This window comes from Streptomyces nigra, from assembly GCF_003074055.1.
In the GTDB taxonomy this organism is placed as follows: domain Bacteria; phylum Actinomycetota; class Actinomycetes; order Streptomycetales; family Streptomycetaceae; genus Streptomyces; species Streptomyces nigra.
In genome coordinates, this window is the sequence record NZ_CP029043.1 from 167,669 (window position 1) to 186,160 (window position 18,492).

Sequence of the window (18,492 nt, forward strand, 5' to 3'; positions counted from 1 at the left end):
CCACCGGTCATCCTGCGTTCGCGCACGGTGCCCGCGCCACGACCGGGTTCCTCCCAGATGGGAGCCTCCGCCTCTCAAAGATCTCGACAGCGGGCGCACGTCACCGGCCGGCGCCTCGGCCCCCGTCGACGTGGAGAATCGCGCCCGTGACGAAGGGTGCGTTGTCCAGGTAGAGGACCGCTTCCACGACGTCCGCCACCTCGCCCATGCGTCCCAGCGGGTGCCTTCGGGCCAGATCCTCGTGGTCCTCCCCCTCGTGCAGGGAGGTCTTGATGATGCCGAGCGAGACGGCGTTGCTGCGGATGCCGCGGGCCGCGTACTCGATGGCCAGGGATCGTGTGGCGGACTGCAGTCCCCCCTTGGTCAGGGAGGCGAGCACCGACAGCTCCGCGGAGCTCGCCACGTCGGCCAGGCTGGTGGTGATCTGGACGACGTGGCCGCCGCCCTGGTGGAGCATCCGCTCGACGGCGAGCTGGGTGATGCGGAAGAAGCCGGTCAGGTTGACCCCGACGACCGCCGCGTAGTCCTCCTGGGTGTACTCCGTGAACGGCTTGGAGATGAAGAGACCGGCGTTGTTGACCAGGGTGTCGATGCGTCCGAACCGCTCCATGGCCGCGGCGGTCAGACGCTCGGCCGTGGCGGGGTCCGCGATGTCCCCTCGCAGCGTCAGCAGGTCCGGGTCGTCGGACGGGGCGATGGTGCGGGCAGTGGCGACAACTTTGTGGCCGAGCTTGCGGTAGGCGTCGACCAGGCCGGCGCCGATGCCCTGAGACGCGCCGGTGATGAGGGCGACCTTGGTGCCGGGAGGGTTCATGAGGACCTCTTCGGTCGTGAGGGTGCGATGGTCCACGGGCCCGGGGGGCGTTCGTCCAGCATCGCGCGTCGTACGGGATGCCGCGCCTTCTGGCCGTGGGTGGTCCGCGCCGGGCGGCGGCCGGGACGTCGGGCGATGCGACGGTGAGGGCGGGCAGGCCGGGTGGGCCTGGCAGGGCCGAGTGATCGCGAGGGCGGAGACGACGGGGCCGAGGGAGGGCGCCACGGTGGTCGCCGCATAGGGGGAGGGCAGCGGGCGGCGCTGGTGGCCTTCGGTGGCGAGGGCACGTGGTGACGGCGCCGTCCGAGGCCGATCCGACGGCGGCCCCGTACTTGGCGAAGACGCCTCGCTCGCGGGGCCGTCCGGGTCGCGACCAGGCGTCGCCGCGCGCCGTCACCAGGCCGGGGTCGACGAGCAGGTCCGGTGTCCCGGCAGCCGTGTCGACGACGATGCGGTCGCCGTTCCCGACCAGGGCGATCGGCCCGCCCAGGTGTGCCTCGGAAGGTCGCGTATCGGGAGGGGGCGTAAAACGACTCCTCCACCCCCGAAGAACATCTTGACGGTCGAGCGGTCTCGCATCAGGAGACCGTCGCCTCGCCAGGTAGGTCCAGGTAGGACCGACACCGCCCACCACCCGAGGGGCCTGGGGGATCCGACAACATCCGGACCGTGCGCAGTCCCGGCCGAACTGCCCGGCGGCCATTCGAATGTGACGCACGTCATCTACCAAGGGAGCAGCCATACTTGATCCTTGATCGGATACTTGACGAGGCAAGCAGATTATCGAAGGAGTTATTCATGACCACATCTCCCGGCAAGCGCATCACCCGTGTCGCCGTCGCCTTCTCCGGAGCCGCGCTGCTCATGGGCGCGGCGCTCGCCCAGCCCGCCGCAGCAGCCACCATCCCGTGGGGTCAGGCCAACTTCTATTCCGGGAGGGACTTCACCGGGTCGGTGTTCCCCATTCCGGCGACCGACACCGAATGCACGAACCTTGCCGAGCCCGCGCTCTCGGTGGCCAATTTCAAGTACGCGAACGTCGCCGTGTTCTTCGGCGAGGACTGCACCCAGCCCTACGGCAACGTCACCGGCCTGCACCAGGGCAACCTGCCCGCACCGGCCAAGAGCTACTACGTCACCCCCACCTGGACGTCAGCCGTCCGGTAGGCGCGGCAGACGACGAGGCACGGTCCGGCACGGCAGGAACGCATGGCCGGGCACCGTACACCGAGCCGGACCGGTGCCCCGAGCGTCGGACGGCTCAAGGGGAGGGCCGCCGTCGAAACAGCGGAGGGCAGACCGTCACCGCGTCGGCGTCGGGCACCGGGGCCGCCGGGCAGGTCAGGGCAGGAGTGTGCGTACGGCGGTCCTGTGCAGGACCTGCTCGGCGCGGTCCCACGTCCAGCCGCCCTCCCCGACCAGCGCGTGCCAGCCCGGGGGACCGAACCAGTACCAGAGGAGGTCGCCCGTCTCCTCCTGCGGGTAGACGGGCGACGTCTCCAGCGTGTGCAGGTGGCCGGCGGCCGCACGCAGGGCGTCACGGTAGGCCGCGGTGGCGCGTTCCCAGAGCGCCTCGCCGTCCTCGTGGACCGGGAGGGCTTTGCGGATGGCCTCGTGCACGGAGAACTGCGTCTCGTTGCCCACCCGTGTCCCCCGGGCCAGGGCCGCGAGGACCTTTTCCGGCGTCCGCAGCGCGAGTATCTCCTCCATGGCCTCGCGGTAGCCCGACGCCTTCACTCCCTGGTCGACGATCCGGTACAGGATGTCGCTCTTGCTCCCCACACTGGCGAACACCGTCTTCGGAGCGACGCCGGCGGCCGAGGCGATGTCGGCGACGGCCACTCGCCCGTAGCCGCGCTCGGCGAACAGCGCCGTCGCCCGGCTGAGGATCAGTTCGCGGGTGCGGGCCGCACCCTCCGCGCGCAACGGGGACGCATAGGGGCGTTTCGGCGACATGATCCGATGCTAGCACCAAGAATTCATTAGGTACGCTGTCACCTCGAATGTGCGCGCGGAACCCACACCCGACACCGGAGCCGGCCCCGCGCCCTCCCGACGCCCGCAGCGCGGATCGCGTCGCCGACGAAAGGCTTGACCATGGGAATGGACGCTTCGGAGCTGGGCCGCGGCCTCTTCCGCATCCTCGAGACAGGTGACCCGGCCCTGGCCGCCGACGTGGTGCACCCCGAGTTCCGCAACCGCGAGGCCGCGGTGTCGCCGGAGGCCTGCTCGACCCCGGGTCCCGCCGGGGTGCTGGCTTCGGGGGCGTGGATGCGCTCCGCCTTCAGCGACCTGCGCTTCGTCGTCACCGACGTCGCCGACGCGGGCGACCGCGTCTGGGTGCGACTGCGTATGCAGGGCCGGCACACGGGGCCCTTCGTCAAGTTCCGGGACGGCGCCCTCGACCAGGCGGTACCTCCCACCGCGCGCGAGATCGACTTCGAACAGATCCATGTGCTCGGGCTACGCGACGGCAAGGTGGTCTCGCACGAGGCGGTCCGCGACGACGTCACGATGCTCGGGCAGCTGGGCGTGTTTCCGCCGGAGCCGGCCGGCATGCTGCGCATGGTCGGATGGCGACTGACCGGCCGAGCCAAGCGGGCCGCGCAACACGTGACGACGCAGGCGGCCGACGCGGCCGCACAGGCGTAACGGGTCCCCTTCCGGCCGCCACCACCGGGTCCTTTCGGATGGATCCAGCAGGCCCGAGGGCAGCGGCCGGAGCGGCCCGCCTCCATTCGCCCGGCCCGCCGCCCCCCGGCAGGGCCCTGCCCTGCTGCCGTTCATGGCGGTCGAGGCCCCCGAGGCCGGAACACACCCATCACGCCCGACGTGGGCCGCGGCACGGCGCGGAGGCACATGTGCGACGTGTGACCCAGGGAGCACGTGTGAGGCGGTCCACAGGCCGCCGATATTTGCTTCGCATAGCAATTAAAAGTAGTGTGGCTCCCGGCCGACAGCTCGCAGGTCGGCACCCGACCTCCCCTGACACCCGGAAGGAAAGCCACATGCCCTCCACCGTGCCCGACAGCCAGCCCGCCCCCTCCCGGACCGAGAGCGACCTCTACGTCGCCGGCACCGGCCGCCACCGCGGCCGACAGGCGGACGGAGAGCTGTGGACCCTCGGCGCCGACAGCACCGGCCACGGCCGGCACCGCAGGACGACGATCGCCGTCGGGGCCTGGCCGACGCCCGCCACCGACCAGCCCGACAGCGATCCGGCCCGACAGCTCGTCTGGAGCTGAGGAGCGGACCACCGCCCGAGCCGCTGCCACCGCCGCCCGGCACACTCTGCGCGAGCCCCGGCGCGCGCCTCACAGCCGCTGCCACCAGCCGTGATCTTCGGCAGCCTCGACGACACCGCCCCGACGGGCAGGCCGGCGCTGATCGCAGCCCGACAGTACGGGACGGCATTCCCCGACCTTGGAACACGCCCCGCGTCCGACGTTCGCCCACGTGCGTGCGGGCGGGTGCCCACCGCCGCGTTCGCCGCCATGGGAGGAGTGGGGCGAGACGACTCCCAGGAGCCGTTCGTGCGGCGATGGGGCGGGCGGCCGGCTCGCAGGTGAGATACGACGCCGCTGGTCCCCCGAGTTCCGGGACCCCTACGGCGAAGCCGTGCCGTTCGAAAATCTGCCGCGCCACCGGTGAGCCCCTTCCACGGGGGAGCACGCCCTATTCCCGGCCGGCAGCGGAGTCCACTGCGAGATGTCTTACGGTCCGCACCCCTCCACTGCTAGACAGATCTGTCTAATATGGCGCTACCAAGCCCGCCGACCGGGAAGTACCGCATGCGCTCCGCATCCCTCATACGTCAGTCCGTCCCGCAGGGCTCGCTCAAGAAGCGGGCGCCCGCCCACGCGGCCCCGCGCCGGAGGCGACTCGGCCCCACCGCCTCCATCGGTGTGCTGGCCTCGATCCTCATGACGCTGCTGGCGGCGTCGAGCGCGCCGACCCCCCTGTACGCGATCTACCAGCAGCACTGGGGCTTCTCCCCCATCACCGTCACCGTCGTCTTCGGCATCTACGCGGTGGCCGTGCTCCTCTCGCTCCTGGTCTTCGGGAAGATCTCCGACCATGTGGGCCGGCGGCCCGTGCTACTGGTCGCCCTGCTCGGCCAGGCGCTTGCGATGGTGGTGTTCGCCGAGGCCGGCGGGGTGAACTCGCTGCTCGCCGCGCGCGTTCTGCAGGGGATCAGCACCGGCGCCGCGGTCGGTGCTCTCGGCGCCGGCATGCTCGACATCGACGCGCGCCGCGGCGGCTTCCTGAACTCCCTCACGCCCACCCTCGGCACCGCGGCCGGCGCCATGGTCTCCGCTCTGCTCGTGCAGTACCTGCCGGCCCCGACCCGTTTGGTCTACCTGGTACTGCTGGGCGTGTTCGTGCTGCAGGCGCTCGCGGTGCTCGCGATGGGCGAGACCGTCTCCCGCGCCCGCGGTGCGCTGGCCAGCATGGTTCCCGAGTTCAAGCTCCCCAGGACGGCCCGCCCGGCGGTGGGCATCGCCGCGCCGGTGATGTTCGCCGTATGGGCGCTGACCGGCCTGTACGCCGCGCTGGGCCCCGCCATCATCCGGACGCTCGTCCACTCCGACTCCGTGGTGTGGGGCGGTCTGCCCCTCTTCGCGCTCGCGACCGCCGCCGGCCTGGCGGTGCTGCTGCTGCGCGGGACGGCGACGCGCAAGGTCATGTTCATCGGCATCGGCTCGCTGATCGCGGGTGTGCTGATCACCCTGGCGTCCGTGGCCTCGAACGGCGGATCACTGGCCGTGACCACCTTCTTCGTGGCTGCGGCGGTCTCGGGCTTCGGGTTCGGAGCCGGCTTCCAAGGAGGCATCCGGCTGGTCGTCCCGCTGGTCGAGCCGCACGAGAGGGCGGGCGTACTGTCCCTGCTGTACGTCATCTGCTACATCGGCCTCGGTGTACCGGCCGTGATCGGCGGGTTCCTGGTGGTTCACGGCGGCGGCCTGGTGCCGACCGCCCGCGAGTACGGCGCAGCAGTCGTCCTGCTGGCCCTGGTGGCACTGACCGGGCTGCTCCGCAGCGGTCGCCGCGCCGACCACACGGCAGTGGTGCGGTCCAGCGACTTGCCGGCTCAGCCGGCGCTCGCCTCCGAGCCGGTGCCCGCGGCACCGATGACGCGACGGTGACCCCTTTTCCGAAGTCACCACACCAAACCAGACAGAGCTGTCCGGCGAGGAAAGGACGCGAATCGCGTCTCGCGCGAATCTCCTCGAACTCGCCGGAGAACATAAGGTGCAAAAATGAATACTTCTCCCCCCTTCAGAGTGGTGCAGCGGTCCGCCGCGTACTGGCGGGTGACCTTCGACTCCCCTCCCATCAATCTCGTCACCTTCGACACCTTCGCGGCCCTCGGCGAACTCGTCGACCGGATGGAGGCCGACGACGACGTCAAGGTGGTGGTCTTCGACAGCGCGGATCCCGACTTCTTCCTCGCGCACTTCGATCTGGTGCCGCCGAAGCAGCCCTATACGGGACCCACGTGGCTGGACGTCGCCGCGCGCATGACCCGCTCCCGGGTGCTCACCATCGCCTCGGTCCGGGGCCGGGCGCGAGGAGTGGGCAACGAGTTCCTCCTGGCCTGCGACATGCGGTTCGCCAGCAAGGAGAAGGCCGTCCTCGGCCAACCGGAGGTCGGGGCGGGGATCACTCCGGGCGGTGGAGGCACCGAACGACTCCCGCGCCTGGTGGGGCGGGCCCGAGCCCTGGAGATCATCACGGGCGCCGACGACTACGACGCCGAGACGGCCGAACGGTACGGCTGGATCAACCGGGCACTGCCCGATGCCGAACTGGACGCCTACGTGGAGCGGCTCGCCACACGCATCGCCTCCTTCGACCGGCAGCCGCTGGCCGAGGTGAAGGCACTGATCAACAGGTCCACCCTCCCGACGGAGGACGACCTGGCGGCCGGCCAGGACACCTTCCGCACCTCACTGACCTGGCCGGAGGCACAGGAGCGGATCCGTCTGCTGCTCCAACGGGGCATGCAGCAGCGGGGCGACCTCGAGTACCGCCTCGGAGAGCACATCGCCGACACCTGACGCTCAGGGCGCCGCGCGCGGCGAGCGCGGTCACAGTTGCCTTCCCGGAACATTCACACACCGCCGACACACGTACTTGCCTGGTCAAGTAATGTAGGTGTGGATCACGAGCAGGCCGGCCCGACCGGAGCGGACGCGGTCGGCAGGGAACGAGCAACGGAGACCCATGAGTTTTCTCCTGGAGGATGTGGCACCCGACGATCCGCGGTGGAGCCGGCGCGGCGCACTGTACGTGCCGTCCGGTGAAGGTCCGACCGTCTGGGCCGCCGACGACGTCTACACGGTCAAGGCGACAGGCGCGCAGACAGGTGGGCATCTGGGCTTCGTCGAAGCCACCGTGCCGGCCGGAGGCGGCCCGATCCCGCACGCGCACACGCACGAGGACGAGACCTTCTACGTGCTGGACGGTGAGCTGGAGTTCGTGGACGGCGACCATGAGTTCACCGCCGTCGCCGGCGATTTCATCCACGTGCCGAAGGGGATCAGGCACGGCTTCAAGAACAGGCGGATACACGCTGCCAGGCTGCTGTTCATCTACACACCGCCCGGCCTGGAACAGCTCATGCTGGACCACAGCGTCCCCGCCCTGGCCGGCGAGACTCCACCACCCATCGACGACGACATGGCGGCCCGCGCCGGAGAGGTCATCCGCAAGTCCGGGACGATCATGCTCCCCTGACCGACCCGGTCCGGTCGCGGCGGCCGGCCGGCGCAGTGGGCCGGAGTCGACCTGGTCCAAGCGACAGCTCTTAGAGCCGGGGGATGACCAGCTTCAGGGCCACCGTCTTGCCCTGACCGTTGGGATAGCTGGTCCACTCGTCGGCCAGCGACTCCACGATCAGCATGCCGCGGCCGTGCTCGGCCTCGGGTGCCTCCTCCTCGGTCAGCGAGAGCGCCGAGGGGATGGGCGGGTTGGTGTCGGAGTCCCGGACCTCCAGTCGCAGATGGTCCTCGAAGATCCGCAGACGCAGGTCCACGTCGCTCCCGGCGTGGATGAGCGCGTTGGTGACGATCTCGGAGGCCGCCAGCTCCACGACGTCCGCCATGTCCTCGAGGCCCCATGAGCCGAGCTGCTCGTGCACGAACGCGCGGGCCGTGCTGACCCCCCGCAGATCGCGTCGCTGGATGTGCATCCCCGCGGCCCTCGGCTCCTCCTGGCGCCCCGCTCCCTCGTACCGGGCCAGCAGCAGGGCGGCGTCGTCGCGGCGCTGCTGCGGTGTGACGACCTCCGAGACGATCCTTTCGGCCAGATCCTCCAGATGGGGCATGCGTACGGCGTCGGTCGCACCGAGCAGATCCCGCGCGCAGGTCTCCGGGCTCTCCGACCTCGAGGAGACGAGCCCGTTGGTGTACAGCATCAGGATCGAACCGGACTCGATCGTGTACTCCCGGGCCTCGTAGGGCTGGCTCATGGGCACCCCCAGGGGCACGTTGGCCGGGGCGTCCAGGGCTTCGATGGTCCCGTCGTGGTGCCGGACCAGAGGAGCGGGGTGGCCCGCCAGAGCCACCTCCGCGGTACCGCCGAGCGTGTCCAGCGCCACGACGCAGCAGGTCACGGTCAGGGCGGTGCCCAGCTCGGCGAGCACCCTTCCGGTCCGGTCGATCATCGCCGCGGGGCGATGGCCCTCGGTGGCATAGGAGGCCATGGCGGTGCGCACCTGTCCCATGACGGCGGCGCTCTCCACCGCGTGGCCCTCCACATCGCCGATGACCAGCACCGCACGGTCATCCGCGATCCGGAACACGTCGAACCAGTCGCCGCCCACCTTGGAGGTCACATCGGCGGGTCGGTAGCGCGCCGTGGTGACCAGCCGCGGGAGGTCCGGCAGTTGCGCCGGCAACAGGAAGCGCTGCAGCAGCTGGGCCGCCTCGTGTTGCTCCGCGATCAGTTCGACGCGCTCCACGGCCGCCCCCAGCAGTCCCGCCATCATTCCGAGCAGCACCCGCTCCTCGGAGGGGAACCGGCGCGGACCGGAGAAGGCCAGACAGCACACGGCCACGACCGCGCTGCGGACGGCGAAGGGCAGATCGACGAACTGACCGTCGCCCCGCAGCGGCAGGTACGCCTCGGTGCGAGGCTCGCCCGCGGGCGTCGCGTCGAGGAGCGAGGTCCGCTCCCCGGTGAGGTACAGCGGCCGTCCGCGGAACGCCGCGGCGGCAGGTTTCTGATCGTCCACCCCGGCACCGTGGAGCCTGCGGGCCAGCTCCGTGGAGTCACCGCTGTGGCCCAGCACCCACAGGCGGCCCTCGCGTGCCGAGAGCAGCACCAGCGCGTCGGCACGCAGTGAGGACATCACGCAGTACTGGGCCGCCGACACGACGTCGTCCATGGTGGTGGCCCGGTTGAGCAGCTCCGAGAGCCGCCGCAGCGGGAACATCATGCTCGTACCCGAGGACCCCGGAACGTCACGCACACCCCAACCGGGTGTGCACACGCTCGTGTCCACCTCCTGCTCCGCGGGGACGAGCATCGGCGTCGGTCCCGCGGCCACGCCGACGCCGTCGTCCACGAGGTGCGCAAGGACGGCGGCCAGTTGGCGCCCGACGTCCTCCAGGAACAGCATGTCGGCGGGCCCGAAGACCCCCGCGGTCTCCACGCGGAGCACGGTGAGGGCTCCGAAGCGCCGGTCGCCGGAGGCGACGGGCGCCGAGAGGGCGACGTACGGATAGGGGAGCACGTGGTCCTGGTCCGGGCCGGCGGGATCGGGATCGATCAGCATGGCCGCCCTGCCCGTGGCCCACGCGCGTGCCGTGGCGGACGGCATGTCGAGCGCCATGCGGCCGGGGAAGGTGAAGAACGAAGGCGCACTCCCGCCGGCCAGCGCCAGCCGCAGAGCGCCCTGGTCCTCGTCCAGCAGGTAGACCGCCGCCGACACGGCGTCCAGCCCCCGCCTCGCCTCGCGAGCGGCGCAGTTCAGAGCCTCCGCAAGATCGGAGCCCTGGACGACGCGGGAGCCGCCGCGCCGCTGGTCTCTGCCCGGTGTACTGCTCGCCACGAGAGGGCTCCCTCCAGCACTGCCGGCCTGCCGGGCACCGGCGGAAGTCACGCCGCCGGCGGCGTGACCTCCTGCCCGCGAGGCGGACCCACCGCCTCCCAGCCGCTCGCTCCGACGCGGTGATCGCCGGAGAAACGGCTACAGCTCCAGTAAACACCTTCCTCGATCCGCCCCAGGAGCGTTGCCTGGGGCGGCGCCGCGCACCGCGCTTCACGGACCCTCGCCGCTCTCGAACGGCCAGGGCGTCGCCCCGTCGGGCACGGGGCGGCCTCTGCCGGGCGGCGGATCGCTCGGCAGGCGGCGGGACCGGGATCGAGCGCGCGGCGCCCGCTCAGCGCAGCACGACCGCGCTGGTCCGGTTGGTGTTGGCGTCCTGGATGCAGCCGCGCAGCCGCATCATGTCGTGCGGGGGCAGGGCGGGACGGATGACGGCCACGTAGACGCCGTGGCGCACCTCCGTCAGGTGGGCGTCCTGGTTGAGGGCCGCGGTGGAGCGGCGGCAGGTCTGCCACAGGTCGTACGCGGCGAGCCGGGTGTCAGCGCTCAGACTCCCGCGGGTCTTCACCTCGAAGGTGACCGTGCTGCGTGCCGTGCGAGGGGCCGGCTCGGGCCGGGTCTGGGTGGCGTCGGCGAGAGCGGACCACAGGAACGGGACGAGCAGCAGACCTCCTACGGCCGCCGCGACCGCTGTCGCCCGGCGTACCGGGCGGGCCGACGGCACCGCGGGGCGGCTCTCCAGCATGTCCGTCCCGCCGACCGGCGGAACCGTCAGAGCCGTCAGGCGTCCGGCCAGCCGCCGCTCCGCACCACGGCCCACTGTGGCTCCCGCGGCCTTCTGGAGGATCGTCGCAAGGCCGGAGAGCGCCGCGCCCGCCACCATGAGCACCGGGACGAAGACGAACGTGCGCTGGGTTCCGCGCAGTTCATCCGGGTCGGCGGGGGCCAGCCAGTCGAAGCGGCCCCGGACCGGGTCCCTGGTCTGCTCCAGCCGACTGCGCACGTCCTCCATGCGCGAGACGGACTCGTCCAGCCGGCTGTTCAGACGGGTGAAGCGGGAGAGCAGCAGGATGGTGGCGAGGAGGACTTCGATGATCAGGAACATCAGGGCCGAGATCAGGGCCCGCTGCCATTCCCATCGGGTCAGGTAGAGGACCGTGTAGTAGGCGGCGTAGAGGCCGGACAGTCCGCCGAAGCCGTACCCGGCTGATTTCAGGGCCTTCATGCGGCCGACTCCTGTCGTGTCGCGGTCGCTGCGGAGGAAGGGTGGGGCAGGTCGGGTACGGTCACGGCTCCGGTGCCGCCGTCCACGGCCAAGGGCGTGCCGGCGGGGAAGCGCGCGGTCGCGTCGGCGATGCCGCCCACCGTGGGCACCTGGTGCTCGCGCGCCAGGACGGCGAGGTGCGACAGAGGACTCCCCGTCTGCGCCACGAGTCCGGCCAGGCCCGGCAGCAGCGGCGCCAGGGCGGGGTCCAGGAACTCCACCACGAGCACCGGCCGCTCAGGGCGCTCCCCCTGCCCGTGCCAGGCCGTGCCGGCGCCGAAGCCGCCGCCCGCGCCCTCTCCCTGGTCCGGTGCCGCCGTGCCGGACGGCCTCTCGGCGACCACGACACCGCCGGCCAGCCGGAAGGCTGCCGGCAGGGCACCCCTGTCCGGGCACGGAACTCGCTCGTCCAGGCCGGACGGCACCCCCTCGCCCCGGGCGGCCCGTACCAGCTCGTCCCAGCGCAGCAGGGCCAGGCGCGACAGCGCCGCCTCCCCCTGCTCGGCCCACAGCCGGCGGGCCAGCTCCGCGAGCATCCGGATCTGCATCTCCTGGACCCAGCGCACGCGCAGCCGCAATCCCTCGCGCACCGGCAGGGAGTCCACTCCCCGGGGCAGCGACGTGACGTTGCCGACCTGCGGGAGCGCCGCGTGGCGGGTGAGCGCGGGTGGCAGCAGCGACAGAAGGACCGGATGGCGAGCGATCAGCTCGTCGTCGTCCAGCCCCCGGCCGCGGCCCTCGGCCAGCAGGGCCAGTGCCTCTCCGGCAGCCGTCGCACCGCTTCCCGCGCCGAGCAGGGCGCCGGCGAGGGACTCCTGAGCGTGCAGGGCGGACAGCGCTCGGCGGCCCCAGGCGACGGCGTCGAGGAGCCGGCCGCCGAGCATGTCACCGGGTGACGGGAACCCTGCCAGGGCGCGGTCGACGTCCGCCATGACGTCGACCGCCAGCAGGGGCAGGGCGGAGCGCAGCCGGCCCACCCGCCAGGCCGCGCCCGCCCGTCGTGCCCCGTTGGCGGTGTTGATCCGGTCGAGGAAGGGGTGGGCGGACGGCACGGTGCCCAGCAGACGCAGATCCGCCACCGCCCGGCCGTGCACCGACCTCACCACGGGGACCCGGCGCAGCCGGCGCCGGGGTGCGGCGCCGGCGATGTCCAGGGCCACGGCCAGGCCGTGGGACATGGGTGCCATCCACAGGTCCTCCTCCAGCGGTTGGAGCACACCGGGGAGCGTCTCGGCGACCGGACCGGGCCCGAGCAGTCGGGCGCCGCGTGGCGGACGAGGGGGCATGGCGGTGATGGGCCGGGCCTGGAACAGCCACAGCGCGCCGTCCGGCCCGAAGCCGAACTCCATGTCCTGCGGACCGCCGAAGACACGCTCGGCCACCTTGGCCAGGCCCACCAGACGCTGTCGCTGTGCCCGCGTGAGGAGCCGGGACGCGGGCGCACCGCCCACAAGCCGGGCGCGCCGGGTGAGCTGATACCGCACGCCCCGCGTGCTGCCGTCGACGAGGTGGTCGGGGCCTCCCCGGACCACGTTCACGAGGATGCGGTCGGTACGCCCCTCGATCGGGTCGGCACCGAACATCACACCTCCGACGGCCGACGTGAACATCGGCTGCACCAGCACCGCCATCCCGTCGTCGGGCAGGTCCTGCGATGCCGGACGCAGGGGCCTGACGCGCCGGGCGGAGGACAGGACCGTCCGCACGGCGGCGACGAAGTCGTCCCAGCCCCGGACGTCCAGAACGGAGTCGAAGCGTCCCGCCATGGAGGAGTTCTCGGTGTCCTCGTGGAGGGATGAGGAGCGGACCACGAGCGGCTCCCGGCCGTCCTCGCCTGCCAGCGTCCGCCAGGCACCGCGCAGCGCCTCGTCCCCGGTGAGGGCGCTGCGCGTACGCGTCGCGGGCACCAGGACGAAACCCGGCAGCACGGGCAGCCCCTCCTCAGCCGCGCGGGCCAGATGGGCGGCCTTGGCCCCGGTGATGGCCGGGTCCGCGGCCGAGGGGGTGCTCAGGGGCACGACGGCCCACTCCGCAGCCTCGAATCGCATCGCTATCTCTCCTGTGCATGGGGGTGGTGGACGGCGTCCTGTCGCGGTCACCGATGCCGTGGGCCGCCGGACGCCACGACGGCCGAACCGATGGGGTGCCGTCCGCGGCGCGCCCGGATCCGCAAGGCGGCGAGGGCGGCGGCGAGCACGACGGCGAGCGCCGCGACGCCGATCGCGCCGGCCCTGTGGAGCACTTCGATCGCGGCGGAGCCGGCGAAGTGGCCGACCAGGACCGTGCCCGTGCCCCAGACCAGTGACGCGGCGGTGCTGAAGAGGACGAAGCGCCGGTACCGCATGCCCGACGAGCCGGCGAGGTAGGGCAGGAACGTGCGGGCGAAGCCGATGAACTTGCCGGTGAACACGGCCGCACCACTGTGGTCGGCGAGGAAGGCCCGTAGCCGTCCGTCGCGGTGGCGTCCCGGGATCCTGGGCGTCCAGCGGTGGCCGGGGTGCTTCGCGCACCGGCGGCCCAGGGCGTAGCCGAGGTTGTCACCGGTGACGGCGCCCGCGACCACGACGGCCGCCAGCAGCGCGATGTTCAGTCCGCCATGGCCGGTGACCGCCGCCGCGAGCAGGACGGCCGTCTCCCCCGGCACCAGCAGCCCGACGAAGGCACTGGTCTCGGCGGCCGTCAGGGCGAACACCAGGGCGTACGACCACCATCCGGCCGCCTCGACGACGGCGTCGAGGTGCATGGCCTTCAGCCCGCATGCCGCGTCGGCGCGGTGGGCCGGGCGGGGACCCGGAGTGGCACCCGGGTCCGCGTGTGGCTCCTCGTCCGGGTCCGAGTTCGTGCGGGGATCACCCGGTCCTGCGGGTCCCAGGCGTCAGCCTGCGGCCGACGGGGCTCCGGTCGGTATCCCGGGAAGCGACCCGCGACCCACCAAGCCAGCATCGGCACTCCCGCCGCGAACAGGGCGGCGCGCAGGGGATCGGCGGAGGTGAGGACGGATGTCATGCCGGCACCCGCACCCGTCGTCACCACGGCGATCCGAGCACGGGGTGAGGGGAGGGCGACCGCCGTCGCCACGGCCGTCAGCAGATACCAGCCGGTCAGAGCGCCGGGCAGTGCCAGGTACTCCCGCAGCAGACCGCCTTCGTGCGCCGGGAGGTCTCCGAAGGTCGTCCAGCCGGCGTACGCAAGCCCGGCCGCGCCGGTCAGCAGCAACGCGACCGCGGCGTGGGCGTAGAGCGCCGGCCGCTGGTTCGCGAGCCACAGCAGGACCAGCGCGGTCAGAGGCCAGGGCAGCAGCACATAGAGAGAGGTCGTCACCTCCCCTGTGCTCAGCCATGCGAGATCGGGGTACGGCTCGCCGTGGGAGAAGACGCCCAGGACGGCTGCGTGCAGCATCGCGATCGCCGCCGCTCCGGTGGCCAACTGCCGCAGGATTGCGTTCAGATGCGTGCCGCGTGCGACCTCGGCGCGACCTCCGCGGAGCGGAAGGACCGTTCCCTCGGCCGCGGAGTCCGGCGTCGTGGTGGTGTGGGTGTCCACGTCGAGCCCCCCTTAACTTGATTGACGAAACAAGCATAATCATTACTTGCTGCGTCAAGCAAGCGAGTTCGGCGCCGTGTGGCAGCGCACACATGGAGGCAACCGGTCGCTCAGGCTTCGGCGGCCGCCCCGGCCTGCGGCGACGAGGGACCGGACGACGCCCCAGCCGCCACGGAGACCTCGGCACCTGCCCGTGGGGGGTGGGCTTCCTGCAACGTGTGCGGGAACCCGACACGCAGCAGGAAGGCGGCGAGCGCCGCGGCCAGCACCACGACGGCCACCAGGGGCAGCGCCCGGTGGTAACCGTGCCGCAGAAGAGGACTCGCCACCCGCGGGCCGAGGATCTGCCCGACCGAGTAGCCGGCAGTCAGCAGGGCCACGGCACGCGCGAAGCGCGGGTGCGTGCCCGCCCCCAGCGCGAGTGTTCTCACGCCGATGAACGTGGAGCCGAACAGCACGGCCGAGATCAACGCGGCCGCCACTCCCCCGACCAGTGCCGGCAGGGCGATACCCACGGCCTGCACACCGAGGGCGGCCGGCAGCAGGTCCGGTCGGGACCAGCGGCGACCGAGCCCGGCCCGCAGCGCCGCGGACGGGATCGCCGCCGGCCCGACCAGCACCCACGCGCCGCCGCCGATCCACCCGGGCGAGGTCTGGTCGATCGCCGCCACCAGGAACGTGCCGGCGATGACGGGTCACGGCTGCTTCCAGGAGCCGCCGCCTTGATGTTCCGCCTGCTTCCCATGAGGACGGACTGCGCCGGTCCCGCCGGGCGAATGAAGGACGGTTCCTTTCCCCTGGGAGCCTGATGCATCCATTCGCGCTGGTGAAGGCCCTGCCACAGCACAGTCGACCACAGTCTCCACGCGAGTAGACGATCGGTCGTATACTAGTGATATGGGGCGAACAAGTGATGCAAAGGCGAAGATTCTCACCGCGGCTGAGTCACTACTGGAACAGCGGGGCTACTCAGCCCTGGGCGTTGCCGAGATCTGCAACGCGGCCGGGGTGCCCAAGGGAAGTTTCTACTACTTCTTCGAATCCAAGGAGGCCCTCGTACTCGCGGTGATCGACGCGCACTGGGCCGCCGAGCGGCGCGACTGGGAGCGCATCCTGCACGGCGACGGCGATCCCCTGCCCCGGCTGCGACGGCTGCTGGAGGCCACGGAAGAACGGCAGCGGACCGACCAGGGCAGCTACGGGGCGGTCCTGGGCTGCATGTTCGGGAACCTCTCCCTGGAGATGAGCAACCAGGCCGATGCCATACGCATGCGGCTTCAGGAGATCTTCGAGACCGAGGTGGACATGGTCGACGCGGTGATCACCGAGGCTCGGGATCGCGGCGAGCTGGCGCTGTCCGACACCAGGGAGGCCGCCCGGTCCGTGGTCGCCCAACTCGAAGGGCTGGTGCTCTTCGCCAAGTTGTACAACAACCCCGCCCAGCTGCACAGCCTCTGGCCGAGCTGCCTGGCACTCCTGGGCGCCGTCGACCGCGAGGCTCTCGCCGTACGCGCATGAGACCGGCCCCGGAGAGGATCGTCCCCTTCGCCGGTGCGGGGAACAGCGCTCCCCGCACCGGCCTCGACTCTTCGGGGAGTGGGGTCCTGTCCCGGCATCTCGCTCCGGGGCAGGACCGCCGAGGACGCGGCGTCTACTCCCCGCCGTCCTCCCAGTGCTTCGTCACGGGCGTGGCCGTGACGTCGTTCGCGTAGACCAGCGCGACACGGTGGTTGTACTGGACCGTGTACATCTTCTTGCCGCCGAACACGACCGTCCCGCTGCTCTTGAAGTAGTCGTCGGTGACGGCCGGCGCCCGGGTGGCGACGTACGCCTGGCCCGCCGGGACGCTGTACATGCTGAGCGGGGCCTGCTTCGACGGGCTCAGACCGGCCGGGTACTCGGCCGCGTCCGGGTAGCTCTGACCGTAGACCGCCACCGGGGTGCTGCCGGCCGGCCGGATGATCTTCACGCCCGTCGCCGTCCTGGCGTTCTTGCCACCGGGGTTGTGGAACCAGACCTTCGCCCCGCTGTACCAGATGGCCGTCCAGTCGCCTTGGACGTCGGCGACGACGAACTGCTGGCCGGCCTGGGCGGTGCTGCCCCAGTCGTTGATCCGGTTCGTGCCGGCGCCCGTGCCGTGGATCGCCTGGTCGCCGAAGAGCGGAGCGCCGGCGTCGGGCGCGGTGCGCAGATAGACGAAGTTCGACGCCTGCTGCTTGTCCGTGCAGGCTGTGATGGCGCCGGTCGGGTCGTCCGCCGGGCAGATGTTCACGGTCTGCACGTTGTCGGCGAACGTCGGAGCGATCGTGACCACCGAACCCGTGGGGGGTACCGCGTGCAACCCGCTGATCGGCCGGTCCAGCAGCCGCATGAAGTGGCCCCAGTCCCAGCCGTTGCCCGGGTCCCAGTGCATGCCCGACACGTAGGCGTCGGCGGGGCCGACAACGTTGTCATGACCCAGGATGTGCTGCCGGTCCAGGGGTATGTCGAACCGCGCCGCCAAGTACTTCACCAGGTCGGCGGTGGCCTCGTACTGCGCCTCGGTGTACCACGCGGCGCCCTGCGCGGCGTAGCCCTCGTGCTCTATGCCTATGGAGTGCAGGTTCGTGGAGTAGTTGCCGGCGTGGAAGGCGATGTCCTTGGTCGGCACCATCTGCGTCACCGCGCCGTCGGACGACCGCATCACGTAGTGCGTCGCCGCGGGGTTGGTCGGCTGGGCCAGGCCGTTGACGCCGGCCTCGTAGGAGGCCTCCAGGTCATGGATGACGATGGTGTCGATCCTGATGCCGTTGGCGGGTCGATCGGCGACCTGCACACCGGCCGGGGAACCCGCTACGAACGTGCACTGCACGAGCGACGGACACTCGGTGGCGGCGGTCTTCGACGCCTTCAGGTGCAGCCGGTCCACCTGTGCGGTCCTGGGACGAACCGAGGGCTCCGCCTCCAGCCGGACGCGGTCGCCGTCGCTCGTCACCGCGGCGGCGCCCTTGGCGATGGTCCTGTAGACGCGGTCGGCGAAGACCTGCGCGCCCTGCTTGTGCGTCGACTGGCTGTAACGGGCCACGGCGCCGTACCACTCGGAGGCGTCGGCGGGCGTGTCACCGGTCACCTTCGCCTGGTACGAGGCGAGGAGCGCCGCGCCGCCGCGGATGTTCGCGGCGGGGTCCCGGCGGAGGGTGTCCTCCGGCAGCCCGGTCAGCTTCGCCGCGGCGCGGAGGGTGTGAAGGGCCGGGTCGGCCGCCAGGGAGGCGAGGTCGCCGCGCCCGGCCGCGCCCGCGTCGCCACCGGCCATCATGGCCGGTGTGACATCGGTGAGGTGCATGGGGCCGTAACCGCCCCCTGCGCTGGGATGCTCACCATGGGCGTCCCAGCCGGACTCCTGGTACGCCACACCGAGCAGCACGCTGACGGGGACGTCGTACTCGGCGGCCGCCGAGGCGAACTCCTGCTGCCGCGAGGCGTCGGGCGTGTCGGCGAGTGCGGAGAAGTGCGCGGTGGCCAGGCCGCCCACGGCCAGAGCACCCGCCGCGATCACGCCGGGGAGACGCAGACGTTTCTTTCTTTTGTGCAAGACGCTGATCCTTACGAGGAATCGGGGGTGGGCGGTCGTCGGTGCGTGCGTCGCGACCACATCGCCGAAGAGGGCGGGGCAGCGGGCATCAACACGCCCGAGGGCACAGGCACCGCGCCGCCCACGTTCGCGACCGGCGAGCGGGCCTTGTAAGGCCGCCGCCGGTCACCACGCCGTGGGCTTCCCTCCCGGCACCGTGGCGCGACCAGCCCCCGGGGCGATCCGCCTCAAGGAAAGATCCCGGC

15 protein-coding genes and 2 pseudogenes are annotated in these 18,492 nt (G+C 71.7%); 7 read left to right on the forward strand and 10 right to left on the reverse strand.

Annotation, left to right across the window (positions count from 1 at the left end):
• Positions 1 to 100 precede the first annotated feature (100 nt).
• Positions 101 to 814, reverse strand: a complete 714-nt coding sequence (locus DC008_RS00815; protein WP_108710498.1) for an SDR family NAD(P)-dependent oxidoreductase — start codon at positions 812 to 814, stop codon at positions 101 to 103.
• 307 nt (positions 815 to 1,121) lie between these two features.
• A pseudogene (locus tag DC008_RS00820) lies at positions 1,122 to 1,556 on the reverse strand (hypothetical protein); the annotation flags it as partial.
• 56 nt (positions 1,557 to 1,612) lie between these two features.
• Here DC008_RS00820 and DC008_RS00825 point away from each other — a divergent pair.
• Positions 1,613 to 1,981 carry a hypothetical protein gene (locus DC008_RS00825; protein WP_108705224.1) on the forward strand — a complete coding sequence of 123 codons (369 nt, stop codon included), beginning with the start codon at positions 1,613 to 1,615 and terminating at the stop codon, positions 1,979 to 1,981.
• A 174-nt stretch (positions 1,982 to 2,155) separates the two neighbouring features.
• On the opposite strand, the gene DC008_RS00830 is transcribed toward DC008_RS00825, so the two are convergent.
• The gene (locus DC008_RS00830) at positions 2,156 to 2,770 is read right to left on the reverse strand and encodes a TetR/AcrR family transcriptional regulator (protein ID WP_108705225.1); all 615 of its coding nucleotides are present in this window, start codon (positions 2,768 to 2,770) and stop codon (positions 2,156 to 2,158) included.
• 141 nt (positions 2,771 to 2,911) lie between these two features.
• Between DC008_RS00830 and DC008_RS00835 the strand changes: the two genes are divergently transcribed.
• The 5 genes from DC008_RS00835 (at position 2,912) to DC008_RS00855 (ending at position 7,555) form a co-directional block, all read left to right on the forward strand.
• Positions 2,912 to 3,466 (forward strand): ester cyclase, encoded by a 555-nt coding sequence (locus DC008_RS00835; protein ID WP_108705226.1) that lies wholly within the window; start codon positions 2,912 to 2,914, stop codon positions 3,464 to 3,466.
• A 356-nt stretch (positions 3,467 to 3,822) separates the two neighbouring features.
• Positions 3,823 to 4,059 (forward strand): hypothetical protein, encoded by a 237-nt coding sequence (locus DC008_RS00840; RefSeq protein WP_108705227.1) that lies wholly within the window; start codon positions 3,823 to 3,825, stop codon positions 4,057 to 4,059.
• A 546-nt stretch (positions 4,060 to 4,605) separates the two neighbouring features.
• The gene (locus DC008_RS00845) at positions 4,606 to 5,961 is read left to right on the forward strand and encodes an MFS transporter (protein WP_244221306.1); all 1,356 of its coding nucleotides are present in this window, start codon (positions 4,606 to 4,608) and stop codon (positions 5,959 to 5,961) included.
• Positions 5,962 to 6,075: 114 nt separating this feature from the next.
• Positions 6,076 to 6,876: an enoyl-CoA hydratase/isomerase family protein gene (locus tag DC008_RS00850; protein WP_108705228.1), complete on the forward strand. Its 801-nt coding sequence runs from the start codon at positions 6,076 to 6,078 to the stop codon at positions 6,874 to 6,876.
• A gap of 166 nt (positions 6,877 to 7,042) precedes the next feature.
• Complete coding sequence (locus DC008_RS00855; RefSeq protein ID WP_108705229.1) at positions 7,043 to 7,555, forward strand: cupin domain-containing protein; 513 nt, start codon at positions 7,043 to 7,045, stop codon at positions 7,553 to 7,555.
• Between the two features lie 70 nt (positions 7,556 to 7,625).
• Here DC008_RS00855 and DC008_RS00860 read toward each other — a convergent pair whose 3' ends face one another.
• From DC008_RS00860 to DC008_RS00885, 6 genes and pseudogenes are all read right to left on the reverse strand, one after another.
• A complete protein-coding gene (locus tag DC008_RS00860; RefSeq protein WP_108705230.1) occupies positions 7,626 to 9,872 on the reverse strand; it encodes a SpoIIE family protein phosphatase in 2,247 nt (748 codons plus the stop codon).
• 331 nt (positions 9,873 to 10,203) lie between these two features.
• Entirely contained in the window at positions 10,204 to 11,094 is an 891-nt protein-coding gene (locus DC008_RS00865; protein ID WP_244221307.1) for a hypothetical protein, read from the reverse strand.
• A complete protein-coding gene (locus DC008_RS00870; protein WP_108705231.1) occupies positions 11,091 to 13,181 on the reverse strand; it encodes a PEP/pyruvate-binding domain-containing protein in 2,091 nt (696 codons plus the stop codon). Before DC008_RS00870 ends, DC008_RS00865 begins: the two co-directional genes overlap by 4 nt.
• A 47-nt stretch (positions 13,182 to 13,228) precedes the next feature.
• Positions 13,229 to 13,876 carry a DedA family protein gene (locus tag DC008_RS00875; protein WP_108705232.1) on the reverse strand — a complete coding sequence of 216 codons (648 nt, stop codon included), beginning with the start codon at positions 13,874 to 13,876 and terminating at the stop codon, positions 13,229 to 13,231.
• Between the two features lie 5 nt (positions 13,877 to 13,881).
• On the reverse strand, positions 13,882 to 14,676 hold the full coding sequence (locus tag DC008_RS00880; protein ID WP_108705233.1) for a hypothetical protein: 795 nt from the start codon (positions 14,674 to 14,676) through the stop codon (positions 13,882 to 13,884).
• A 110-nt stretch (positions 14,677 to 14,786) separates the two neighbouring features.
• Positions 14,787 to 15,368 (reverse strand): annotated as a pseudogene (locus DC008_RS00885) (YbfB/YjiJ family MFS transporter); the annotation flags it as partial.
• 205 nt (positions 15,369 to 15,573) lie between these two features.
• Between DC008_RS00885 and DC008_RS00890 the strand changes: the two are divergent.
• Positions 15,574 to 16,194, forward strand: coding sequence for a TetR/AcrR family transcriptional regulator (locus tag DC008_RS00890; RefSeq protein WP_108705234.1), 621 nt, complete (start codon positions 15,574 to 15,576; stop codon positions 16,192 to 16,194).
• Between the two features lie 133 nt (positions 16,195 to 16,327).
• Here DC008_RS00890 and DC008_RS00895 read toward each other — a convergent pair whose 3' ends face one another.
• A complete protein-coding gene (locus tag DC008_RS00895; RefSeq protein ID WP_108705235.1) occupies positions 16,328 to 18,247 on the reverse strand; it encodes an N-acetylmuramoyl-L-alanine amidase in 1,920 nt (639 codons plus the stop codon).
• Positions 18,248 to 18,492 lie beyond the last annotated feature (245 nt).